Annotated in this window: 10 protein-coding genes; 9 read left to right on the forward strand and 1 reads right to left on the reverse strand. The window is 38.8% G+C overall.

Going from position 1 to position 12,463, the window contains the following annotated elements:
* The first annotated feature begins 652 nt into the window (after positions 1-652).
* The 5 genes from CPS_RS14755 to CPS_RS14770 all read left to right on the forward strand — a co-directional run bounded on the left by CPS_RS14755 (position 653) and on the right by CPS_RS14770 (position 6,615).
* Positions 653-2,260, forward strand: coding sequence for a methyl-accepting chemotaxis protein (locus tag CPS_RS14755; protein WP_011044063.1), 1,608 nt, complete (start codon positions 653-655; stop codon positions 2,258-2,260).
* Positions 2,261-2,499: 239 nt separating this feature from the next.
* Positions 2,500-4,005 carry a cytochrome c peroxidase gene (locus CPS_RS14760; RefSeq protein ID WP_049757893.1) on the forward strand — a complete coding sequence of 502 codons (1,506 nt, stop codon included), beginning with the start codon at positions 2,500-2,502 and terminating at the stop codon, positions 4,003-4,005.
* A 76-nt stretch (positions 4,006-4,081) separates the two neighbouring features.
* Positions 4,082-4,237, forward strand: coding sequence for a hypothetical protein (locus CPS_RS23940; protein ID WP_011044066.1), 156 nt, complete (start codon positions 4,082-4,084; stop codon positions 4,235-4,237).
* A 101-nt stretch (positions 4,238-4,338) separates the two neighbouring features.
* Positions 4,339-5,883, forward strand: coding sequence for an ATP-binding protein (locus CPS_RS14765; protein WP_011044067.1), 1,545 nt, complete (start codon positions 4,339-4,341; stop codon positions 5,881-5,883).
* A 33-nt stretch (positions 5,884-5,916) separates the two neighbouring features.
* A complete protein-coding gene (locus tag CPS_RS14770; protein ID WP_011044068.1) occupies positions 5,917-6,615 on the forward strand; it encodes a response regulator in 699 nt (232 codons plus the stop codon).
* Positions 6,616-6,689: 74 nt separating this feature from the next.
* On the opposite strand, the gene CPS_RS14775 is transcribed toward CPS_RS14770, so the two are convergent.
* Positions 6,690-7,511 (reverse strand): class I SAM-dependent methyltransferase, encoded by an 822-nt coding sequence (locus tag CPS_RS14775; protein ID WP_011044069.1) that lies wholly within the window; start codon positions 7,509-7,511, stop codon positions 6,690-6,692.
* Positions 7,512-7,749: 238 nt separating this feature from the next.
* Between CPS_RS14775 and CPS_RS14780 the strand changes: the two genes are divergently transcribed.
* From CPS_RS14780 to CPS_RS14795, 4 genes are all read left to right on the forward strand, one after another.
* Positions 7,750-8,772, forward strand: a complete 1,023-nt coding sequence (locus CPS_RS14780; protein ID WP_011044070.1) for a Solitary outer membrane autotransporter beta-barrel domain — start codon at positions 7,750-7,752, stop codon at positions 8,770-8,772.
* Between the two features lie 390 nt (positions 8,773-9,162).
* Entirely contained in the window at positions 9,163-10,029 is an 867-nt protein-coding gene (locus tag CPS_RS14785) for a putative selenate ABC transporter substrate-binding protein (protein WP_011044072.1), read from the forward strand.
* Positions 10,029-10,739: an ATP-binding cassette domain-containing protein gene (locus tag CPS_RS14790; RefSeq protein ID WP_011044073.1), complete on the forward strand. Its 711-nt coding sequence runs from the start codon at positions 10,029-10,031 to the stop codon at positions 10,737-10,739. The genes CPS_RS14785 and CPS_RS14790 overlap by 1 nt, the downstream gene beginning before the upstream one ends.
* 8 nt (positions 10,740-10,747) lie before the next feature.
* Positions 10,748-12,259, forward strand: a complete 1,512-nt coding sequence (locus tag CPS_RS14795) for a PhnE/PtxC family ABC transporter permease (RefSeq protein WP_011044074.1) — start codon at positions 10,748-10,750, stop codon at positions 12,257-12,259.
* Positions 12,260-12,463: the final 204 nt, after the last annotated feature.

Below are 12,463 nucleotides of genomic sequence, written 5' to 3' on the forward strand. Positions count from 1 at the left end.
AATAGAAAATGACACTAGATATCTTCATATGACGCTAACTTTAACCTGTTAGTAAAAATTTTCCACAGGATTTAAAAAATAGTTGGAATAAGCAGAGAATATATACCCAAACTACATGAAGATGCAGGCTTCAGTTGGAATTAGAAACGTCTTTAGCCAAGGCATAGATTGATGATAATGGTTACTCCATTATCGAAATCAATAACGTAGGATAAAGCGTTTCTAAACCAACCTTATAGGGGCGTCTGAGCAATTCATATTCTTCGTTGCCTTTATTTTTAAGGGCGCTACATGGATGTAGCTTCTTAGAGAATGCAGGAGCATATTCTCCTGAATAACCATTAATAAAATGAAGCGTCTTGAAGATGAAGTGCTCTGGCGTCCTGAAACACGTATCTTCAAGTGGCTTGGGTATATACTGGTTAGCAATCAAGGTAGATGTTTCAGAATGCTTTAATTGATAGCGATAATACGATTAATATCGAGCAGAAAAATAAACTGACAATAATAAGATAGACTAGATCAAGTAATCTGTAAGTAGTGGTTATATTTATAGTTTAAGCTATATACAATCGAGATAGATTAGAACTTGCTTAGGATGAGCAGTGTTCAATAAATGGAATTATTTATTGTAATAGTAGGAACGGTCAATATGTTAAAAAACCTGTCACTGGCTAAAAAAATTCACTTAGCACTCACCTTAATTGGTGCTATTTTTTTAAGTACAACGATTTTCTTTTTTCATCATGATGAAAAAGAGCTGGCAGAGCACTTTGTTGAACGAAACCTTGAAAGCCTTGCACTTAATTATTTTGACTCGGTCAATACCATGATGCTCACAGGCACTATCGCTAATCGACAACTTATTCAAAATAAAATTCTCAGCCAAGACGATATTGTAGAAGCAAGAATTCTACGTACCCAAGCGGTTAATAAAGTTTTTGGTGAAGGCTTCCCTGATCAGAGTGCAAAAAGTGCATTTGAACGAGAAGGTCTAGCGGGTAAAAGAGCGTTTAAAAAGTTTGAACTTGATGGCAAACGTATGATGAGCTTTATTATACCGGTCAAAGCAAGTTCAGATTATCGCGGCACCAATTGTTTAACTTGCCATCAGGTTAGTGAAAACGAAATATTAGGCGCAGTAAAACTTACCTATGACTTATCAACCGTAGATAAAGAAATCACCAGCTCTATTACTCAAGCTGCAATTTTACAATTGGTCATTACCTTAATTTGTTTTACCTTGTTAAGCCTTACCCTGAGAAAGCTAATTTTCTTCCGATTAAAACGCCTAAGCAATTCTATTAAAACGGCTGCTGAAGAACTCGATTTAAATAAAGAAATTAAAGTTAATTATCAAGATGAACTCGGTTCAGTAAGCATAGCGCTTAATGACATGATGAGTAAGTTTAGAATTAGCTTCATGTCAATTGCCCAAGCGAGTGAACAATTAACTGAATCAGCTAAAGAAGTTGATAAAATATCTTCGCTAACACTCGAAGCAGTGTTAGAGCAAAAGAATGGCACCGACTCTGTCGCTGCTGCAATTAATGAGTTAGATACCTCTGCGAATGAAGTACAACATAATACGCAAAGTGCAGCTGATAAATCAGTTTCAGCAAATGAAAGGACCTCACAGGGGTTAATTCTTGTTGAACAAGCGAGAGTTGGCATTAATGATCTCAGAGATAAAGTTGTTGAAAACACAGCGATGATCACTGATTTGAGTAATAAAACCAATGAAGTGGGCAGTGTTTTAGAAGTCATTACCGCCATTGCTGAACAGACAAATTTATTAGCGTTAAATGCTGCGATAGAAGCAGCAAGAGCTGGCGAACAAGGTAGAGGTTTTGCTGTCGTCGCCGATGAAGTTCGTTCTTTAGCAACTCGTACTCGTGAATCAATTGAGCAAATACACGTAACAATGAGTCGATTACAAGTTGGAGCAAAAGGTGCTGTTGATTCAATGAATGTGGTTAGTCAACAAGCCAGCGAAAAAGCTGAAGATGTTGCTAATGTTGCTGATTTATTGACAAGTATCAGTGCTGAAATTCAGGAATTAGACGAACTTAACTGTCAAATTTCAGATGCCGCGACGCAGCAGAACTTAGCCGCTGATGAAATTAACATTAATGTCGTTAATATAAGTAATGTTGCTGAAAAATCGAGTGATGATGCTATTCGTGGAAAAGAGATCAGCGAGCATTTACTGTCACTTGCTTATGAATTAAATACCCAGTTAACAAAATTTAAGTTATAAAAAAGTAAGAGTTATGCTAAATAGTGAGCAACCTATGTTGATCGCTATTCAGTGTCCATTACGATTAATTGACCTCAGTAAAACGCTAAGTTAATTCATGTAACGGCTACACCATTGATCATTAACTTAACCTCACTTAAGTTAACTTTCCATTTGCACATTTCTTCCTTAATTGTTCCATAGTGCTTACACTTTTCACTGTTAACGTATAGCTAACTCTATTTATAGCGAAGTTAGCCATGCTTATTAACACTTTATTTTTTAACTCAAAAAAATCAGCAAATACAACGTTACTTTCCGTCGCTGTACTCACCCTATCGGCACTGACCTTGTCTGGTTGTAATTCAGATGATTCATCTAATGACAGCATTACTGAAGTAATACCTGTGGAGACTCAAAGTACTCAACCAACAGCCAATAGTATTAACCAGGCACCTATCGCTTTTGATAATGTCGTAACACTACAAAGTAATGAGACCATTACTATAACCTTAGTAGCGACAGACAATGAAAGTTCACCACTTATCTACACTATTGAAAATCCCCCTGAAAATGGTGTTATTAGCCAAAATAATAACAGCATCATTTACACCACCAACAACAATTTTATCGGCAGTGACAGTTTCACTTTCATAGCCAATGACGGCGATGATAATTCAAACATTGCGACGATATCGATTGAAGTGCTGGCGCCAAGTCTAACAACGACATTGCTTGATGGCAGCATTGTTGATACCGCCATATTAGTCAATTTGGGTAACCTGCTCTATCACGATACTAACTTATCAAATCCTATCGGTCAGTCCTGTGCAAGTTGTCACGATTTGAATACTGGTTTTGATGATCCTAACACGGCAAATCCAACGTCCGTAGGCGCAGATGGCAGCAGTTTTGGTACTCGTAACTCCCCAACTGCAAGCTATAGCGCTCATATACCCTCGCCGCAAAACCCAGTACCTGGCGGAACACAAGGATTTATGGGTGGCTTGTTTTTAGATGGTAGAGCAGCCTCATTAGAAGAACAGGCAAAGGGACCGTTTCTTAATCCCGTAGAAATGGGCAATGCCAGTGCCAATGAGGTGATTAGCAAAGTCGCTCAAAGTACCTACGCCACTGAGTTTGAATTATTATTTGGAGATGACGTTTTGCTAGAAACAGACCGCGCATATAATTACGTTGCTGATGCGATTGCCGCCTTTGAAAGAACATCTCTTTTCTCTCCTTTTTCTTCAAAGTTCGACCAAGTCCAAGCTGGTACGGCAGTCTTCACCAACGCTGAACGCCAAGGACAAGATATTTTTAACAACAAAGGTGATTGTCAACGTTGCCACGGCACTAACGCTGTTGGAGCTAATACCAATAACACCAACAATTCTGAAATATTTTCAGACTTCAGCTATAAAAATATTGGTGTACCGAGCAACCCTTTATTGCCTGCGTTTATTGAGGATCCGCTCTTCATTGATTTAGGCTTAGGAGCACAATCAGGTAATGATCGTAACGATGGACAATTTAGAGTATCAACCTTGCGCAATATCGCTCACACAGCCCCTTATATGCACAACGGTGTATTCACCACATTAAGAGAGGTCATCAATTTTTATAATACTCGGGACACAACCTTTACCGATGCGCCAGAAGTTAACCAAAACGTCGATCAAGGTGGACGCATTGGTGAACTGAATTTAACAGAAAATGAAATTGATAACTTAATGGCCTTTTTAGAAACATTATCTGATGAGTAGTTCCAATACATTCACTAAAGCATTATTATATCGTTAATTAAAGGATTAATTAAAATGACAATTAAGGATGAATAACATGAGTTTACGTAAAATAATGCGCTTTAACTACTTAATGGAAAGAGTGCTGGCCAAGCAATTAAACCGTGATGACCTAGAGTATTTAGCACTAAGGAAACAATGGAACGAAGCGTTTAACAACAAATCTATAAACGATGAATCCATAAATCGATAATCAGATGAATCCTTTATTGTGCGGGCTTTATAAAAAATAAAGCACATATCAGCACTATAAATTCATCAATAACAACTGACCCTATACTTATGATTTGAGCCATGAAAATATTTACTAAATTAATACTAACACTGTTATTTATTAGCTTATTATTGCTGAGTATTATTTATATTGCGGTGCAGTGGAGCTTTGATCGTGGCATGTTGGATTACGTTAATAAAAAGGAACTGGCAAGTTTACAGCTCTTATCAAACAACTTAGCCACTTTTTATCAGCAAGAACAACGTTGGACAACCTTAGTGGCTGCAAGTAATAACAACAGACGCCCTCCTCCAAGAAAGCATGAACGTTTTTCATCTCCTCCCGTACAAAACGATCAATTCAGACCTAGCCAAACTTGGCGGAAACTATTAAAACTTTCACATGACGGCGTTAAACTTCCAACGGATGTCAGGCAATATTTAGCTGCCAACGATGATTTTATGCCTAAGCATAATAGACCACCGCCACGTTCAAATTTTCAGCGCAGTTCAAGACCCGAAGACCGTCAACCAAGGCCTCCTCAAAACCAAGGCGCGTTGCACCCAAGTTTGCTCGATGCAGATAAACAATTAATATTGGGGAGAATGACACCTGACTTTAGCTTACAAGCCATTCACTTGAATGGAGATCTTATTGGCTATTTAGCTTTACCGCCTAAAACAAAACTAACTGATGAGTTTGATTTAGCATTTCTTGCACAAATTAACGCTAACCTGCTTTATATTGTCCTCGGACTTTTCCTAATCATTATCGTTATTGCTGTCCCCTTATCACGTCACTTTGTTAGGCCCATTAAACGTTTAGAGCATGCTATGCGTTCACTAAACAACGGTAACTTTAAAGTAAAAACGGATGTGATCGGTAATGATGAATTAGCATCACTGTCGCTACACTTTAACGATTTAGCTAAAACCCTAGAACAAAATGAAAGTTCTCGTAATACCTGGTTAGCCAATATATCTCATGAGTTACGCACACCTATCGCCATTATTAAAGGAGAAATTGAAGCAATTGAAGATGGCATCAGACCTTTAGATTTAAATAGTTTATCTTCACTAAATGATGAAGTTAACCATCTACATAAACTCGTTAATGATTTATCTGCTTTATCAAATGCCGAAATTGGCGCCATGCGTTATCAAAAAGAGCAGTTGAATTTAGCCGACATTGTTAAACACAATTTACTGCGTCATCAGCAGCAGGCAAGCGAGCTGAACATTACCATCAGTCAACAACTCATTAGCAGTGATGTAATCATATGGGCCGATGAAACCCGCATCAACCAATTAATAGACAACTTAATCAATAATAGCGTTAAGTACACGCAAACACTGGGCACTATTCATCTTTCACTAACCAAAGAAACCTCTCATGTGGTACTTACTATTAGTGATAGTTTTCCTAGTGTGCCCGATAACTCACTACCTAAATTATTTGACCATTTATATCGCGTTGAAAGCTCTAGAAATAGAAAAACGGGGGGGTCAGGGTTAGGCTTAGCATTATGTAAAAAAATAATGTCTGCTCACCAAGGAAGCATTAAAGCATCTCATGCCAAGCAAGGCGGCCTTGAAATCAGTTGTACATTTCCTCTGATAACTTAGCAGACAACGATATGATCAGGATTAAAAATTAACATGTCACATATATTAATTGTTGAAGATGAAGAAAAAATTGCGTCATTATTAGCTGATTACTTAGCTAAAGCTGGCTACCAAACCACCATAATGCATGAGGGAACAGAGGTGGTTTCAACGGTTAAAAATCAACATTTTGACTTGATTTTATTAGACTTAATGCTGCCCGGTAAAGACGGGTTAACGATATGCCGAGAAATTCAAGAATTCAGTAACATAGCAATTATCATGGTAACCGCACGCGTTGACGAAATAGACAGATTATTAGGGTTAGAATTAGGCGCTGATGATTATATTTGCAAACCTTTTTCACCCAGAGAAGTAGTTGCTCGTGTAAAAACAATACTCAGGCGCATCAACCCGCCTCTAACCACTGGCATTAACACTAATATCGCTAAGCAATCACAGACGACTACGGTAGAGTTAAACACCGACAACTATCAAGCGACAATCAATCAACACCCGGTAGAACTTACCGCGATAGAATTCAATTTACTGAATATTTTGGCGAGTGCGCCTGGCCGTATTTATTCCAGATCACAATTAATCGATAGGGTGTATCAAGACAATCGTGTAGTGAGTGAGCGCACCATAGATAGTCACATAAAAAAATTACGTAAAAAACTGAATGCGATTGAATCAGACAACGAACTAGTGCAGTCAGTCTATAGCGTAGGATATAAATTAGTGCTTACTTAACCTGAACGTTGGATAAGTAGCACATGCTCAACATCCCCTTTAAGCAATTTGGATGCGGTAGTTATTCTTTGCACCTAGCTAGGCTTTATCGCTAAAATTTCGATCAAACTAATGCGTTCATCATCAAGATTACGACGCATGTTATAAGCTTTGGTTTTGATGTCATTGCCAATGAGCATATGCAAACCTAGTTCTGGCAGTGTCGACTCACCTGTAGGTTCTCTCATTCGTGCAAAGGCCTTTTGTGCCAAATCAGACTTATCGTTCCACACTTCAATCTTAAAACCAGTGGAGGCAATTAAATCGCGAAATGCTTCTTTCGGTATCAAAAAGCTCATTGAACTGTCTTGAGCCCACGGCACAGGAAAATAAATAGTTTTTTCTTCATGACCACACACCTCATACAATACCGCACGTGCACCAGGTTTGAGTACACGATACATTTCCTTTAACCAACCCAGCTTGTCTTCAACATTCATGTTCATTTGGATTGACCAAGCACCATCGAAAGTATTGTCCGCATAGGGTAATTCAAGTGCACTACCGACATTGAATTTAACACGGGCTTGCATGTTCAGTAACTGTGTTAATCTTTCTGCGGCATCAATGTATTCATCACTTAAATCTATTCCCGTAACATGACAACCAGTTTCATGTGACAAGCGACGTGTTGAACCGCCAACACCACAGCCCACATCAAGGATGTGCATATCAGGCGTAAAATTGCCAAGTTCAATCAGCTCTTTAGTGGCGATATCACCACGAATATGAAATTCATCAACCGGCTGAAGGTCATCAGGAGTGACTGAAGATAAATCTTTACCCAGGTTATTGAGACCTTCAATTATTTTATTATACAAATTGTTTGGAGAGTAATAACTGTGAATATGCTTCATATAGGTAATCTTGACTCAAAGATAAGGTGAAATAGCTGTCTACAAACTATACATGATAATGTCAGGTAGTTAAGAAAAATTATAAACTATCCAAGTCCGTTATTGAATTATATCAATAACATGGAAAATTTAGTCAATGCTAACCTCTAGCGTATAAATTAATGTTTTCGTGGTTAATTCCCTTTTTATTAATTATACTGGTTACATTACAGACTCACTTTATGAAATCGCTAATTAGATGTTAACTAAACCAAAAATTCATTTTAAAACACTGGTTTTCTTAATATCATCTCTATTAAGTCATCATTCAATCGCTAATAATAAAACTCATTTTGAAGAGCTCTTTTCCACCTCTGTCGTGCTAACAGATTCAGAAACAATCACCTTAGGAATTGGTAACTTTGATCCCGACAAGTTATTAAAACCTCACGAACAGAGCTTTTCTGAAAGCGATTCTATCAAGTTGAGAAATGAATTAACCGTATATAGCATTCCCTATACTTGGCGCTTGACTGACGATAAATCTAAGACAAAAGATAAAGCTAAAAAAGAAAAGTCCAACTTCTTTTATCTAGACGAATTAACCGCATCACTCTCTTACCTCAAGCAAGAAAATAAAAATGATTTGTTATCTAACTCATCAATTACTGATGATAATAAAGATGAAGTTTTCTCAGCCTATCTCGCCTATAGTCGACATAGGCAATTGACTGAAAATTGGAATTTAAGAGTGAGGTTTGGTTCATATTTAATGCACCATAAAAATAAATACCGTTATAACAGCGATGAGTCAAAGCAATATCAAGATCAATTAGACGGCGTTTTTTTAAATTTATCAGCGAATGCTTTCATTATTGAACCAAATGTAAAGCTAAGCTATAGCCAAAAAAAGGATTGGGGCAAGTGGGAATTTAACAACGATTTAAACGTATTTTCTGGCGTCACATTTAAGGGAGCTAAGTCTAGCCAAGATGCAAAGCCGACAGGCTGGCGCTTAAATAATGGTTTTAAATTCCACTTTAACGTTAATCAATCGAAATTCCATGCTGAATCTATTTATGTAAAAATTCAGCGTTCCGATATTGGCGGCGATATGGTTAGTAGCTTAGGTACAGATCATTTCTATGAGTTTGGAGTAGGTTTATTACTCGACACCCGTAAGTTCACTAAACTAGCTGATAATATCGGCATAGGCATTAATATTCATAAAGGCAGCGCGCTTTCTGGCGGTAGTATCGTCTTTTACTTTAATGAACTTTAAAGTCACCCTTTAGCTCTCCGGTGATATCTTGTAAAACTCACATGATCAAAGAGAACTTTATTGAAATATTTTTTATCAGTACTGTTTTCCTTAATAACTCCACATCCATAGCAGCGCGTTCAATCAAAAAAATCTACTCGTTACAAGACTCCAAGACACATTGCTCTCCCCCAGTAGCCTGTCATTGCTCAATTGCTCGCCTTGTCTGGATTTATTTTGCTACGCATAACAAGATCACAAACTTAACGAAAGTGATATAACACGCATCTTTATCGGTAAATAGTGTGTGAATCACACCTTTTTAAGAGATAATGCGCCACTGAACACCCGTAACTTTATTACACCAATAACATCAAAAATACTGATGAAGTTCTAATAAACTGAGATATTATGAAAATATTGACTAAATTACTCGTACTATGTGCGTTAACGCTAAGCCTCTTTGTGACTACCAGCGCGAGCGCGGAAACATTTACTTTCACCGCTATCCCAGATGCAGACGAATCTCAACTGAGAACCCGCTTTGAAAAAGTTGCTCTCTACTTAGAAGAGCAACTTGGTGTTGAAGTAAAATATGTTCCGGTTAAATCCTACTCAGCAGCGGTAACTGCATTTAGAAATAACCAAGTGCAACTTGCCTGGTTTGGTGGTTTATCTGGAGTACAAGCCAGACGATTAGTGCCTGGCTCGCAAGCCATTGCACAAGGTTATGAAGATCAGTTTTTCAAAAGCTACTTTATTGCTCACTACAGTACTGGCTTAGAGATGAGCTATAGTTTTCCTGATATTACCGAGACAACCTTCACCTTTGGCTCAAAAGGTTCCACCTCAGGTAGATTGATGCCGCAATATTATATAGAGCAACATTTAAAGAAAAAGCCACAACAAGCATTTAAGCGCGTTGGTTTTTCTGGTGACCATAACCGCACTATTGTCCAGGTTCAATCAGGTACTTACCAAGTTGGCGCTGTGAACTATAAAGTGTGGGAAAGTGCCCTAGCCGCTGGTAAAATTGACACCAATAAAGTGAAAGTCATTTGGAAAAGTCCTACCTACCCTGATTACCAATGGACAATACGCGCTGATGTTGAAGCCAATTTTGGTCCAGGCTTTGCTGATAAAGTTCAAGCGGCACTGCTCACTATGGATAGTCCAGCACTGTTAGATAGTTTTCCACGCTCCTCTTTTGTCAAAGCTAAAAATGAAGATTTTCAACCAGTGGAAGATGTCGCTAAACAGATAGGACTTATCGATTAATGCTCACCCTTGACAACCTAAACCTTCATTATGATAAAACTGCTGGTTATAATATCGGTAAGTACACCGGTAAAAAGAAGGCGTCTACTCAGGTGATTTTTGATCTGAGCCTGACAATTAATGAAGGTGAAAAGGTTGCCATTATCGGTCCCTCTGGTGCTGGTAAATCTAGTCTGCTACATCATATTTATCAACAGTTACAAACCAGTGCAGCCCTGTGCTCACAGCGACAAGGTTTGGTTGATAATTTAAGCATTTATCACAATATATTTATGGGTGCTTTAGCTCGACACCACTGGTTATTTAACTTAGTGAATTTAATCAGGCCTTTCAAAAAAGACTTAAACGCTATTGCTGAACTTTGTCAGCAGTTGGAATTAGACCAGCCATTGGCAAAAAAAGTGGACCAACTCTCTGGTGGGCAAAGGCAACGAGTGGCGTTAGCAAGAGCTATGTATCAACAACAAGATACCTTTATCGGTGATGAGCCTTTTTCAGCGCTGGACCCATTGATGAAATCAAGACTACTCGACATCGTATTAGCACAGCATAAGAGTGTCATCATGGTAGTTCATGACAGAGAGTTGGCGATTAACGCTTTTGACCGCGTTATCGCATTAGATAAAGGCCATATGGTACTCGATAGCCAACAGCAGAGTATCGGTCACCAACAGATCACAGCGTTATTTCAAACTAACGCTGTCGCGTAGCTCTCTTTATGTCGGAACTTCAGCGAGTCAAAAACGCAGATTATGCTTTGGGTTATTGGCAAAAAGTCACTTTATCAATCTGGGTTATTGCACTGGTTATTATTCCTTTTGCCGATATAGAGATTGTCAGTTTCGATCCTTTCCTCGAGTTAACTCGCATGGTAAATGGGCTTGTAACACCCGATTTTTTCGCGACTGAATACCTGTTTCAAGCCATCATTCAAACCGTTAACTTTGCCATTATAGGCGTCTGCTTAGGCCTGGTACTTGGCGCTCCCCTCGCGCTAATTTACCAACACCCTATCGTTTCAAGCTGCTGCGCTTTTTTACGTGCGATCCATGAAATTTTCTGGGCGCTGCTATTTTTGCAAGTCTTTGGTCTGTCTCCCATCACCGGAATATTAGCTATCGCAATTCCGTTTGCCGCTACTTTTGCCCGCGTATTTCACGACATTATCAATCAATCGTCAGACAACCCCTTAGAAAGCATCGATAGTCGCGCCGATATAATTAGCCGTTTCACTTATGGCAAAATAGCCCAAGTGATGCCACAACTGATGAGCTACACCCGCTACCGTTTTGAGTGTGCCCTGCGTAGTAGCGCCGTACTCGGCTTTATCGGAATGCCAACGTTAGGTTTTTATATGGAAACAGCGTTTAGACAGGGAAACTACAGTGAGGGCGCAGCTTTATTGATTATATTTATTGCCCTTATTGGTTCAATTCGTTACTGGTGTCCACCGAAATCACTTGGGATTTATCTTGTTATTGCTTGCGTGACTCTGGTCGATATTCCTAACGTAGATAGCAGCCTACTGGTGCGTTTTATCAGCCAAGATATTCTGCCTCCCGCGTTAGTAAACGTCACAACATTGGCAGAAGTTCAATGGTCATCACTCACTGCTTGGTTTAGCACTATCCTGTCGAACCAAGCCATTCCAGGCGCAATCGCAACCATTACCTTAGCGCTACTTGCCTTAGCTGCCACTCATTTTATTACGTTAAGCGCCCATGCTATCGCGAGTAAGCATTTATGGCCTACACCACTGACTTGGCTTGGGCGATTTATCTTATTAATAGGCCGCTCAGTACCTGAATATATCTTAGCGTTTATTTTTTTAATGCTGCTCGGCCCATCGATGTTACCCGCGGTTATCGCGTTAGCCATTCATAATGGCTGCGTTATTGCTTACTTGGCTGTTAAGCAAAGTAATGCGATTACGCCACAGCAGATGCAGATGACTAGGTTAAATGAGTTTAACTACCACATTATGCCTACTATCTATCCCAATATGATGGCGTTAATGTTTTATCGCTTTGAAATCATAGTGCGAGAAACCGCAGTGTTTGGCATTTTGGGAATTATGACCTTAGGGTTTTATATCGACAGTAATTTCAGTGAAATACGCTATAGTAATGCACTAGTGCTTATCACGTGTACAGCGCTGCTCAATGTCGCCATTGATATTATCTCAAGACGACTGCTTAAGTTCCCACAAACGAGTAAAACTCGCTGTTAACCTTGCTAAGCTAAGCGATAATGTTGTTCAAAAGTCATGATGGATAATTAAAAATATCGTGCTGATGAAATGAAACAGAGTTCAGTTATGTCTATTCCAATATCAATTGAATTATGTGCTTATGCAGATGACTCAATAACGTCATCCCCGTGGGGTATTAATCGGGTGGCCAGTGCCTAAAAATTAATGGTTCTTCGATCAACG

The organism is Colwellia psychrerythraea 34H, assembly GCF_000012325.1.
GTDB lineage: Bacteria > Pseudomonadota > Gammaproteobacteria > Enterobacterales > Alteromonadaceae > Colwellia > Colwellia psychrerythraea_A.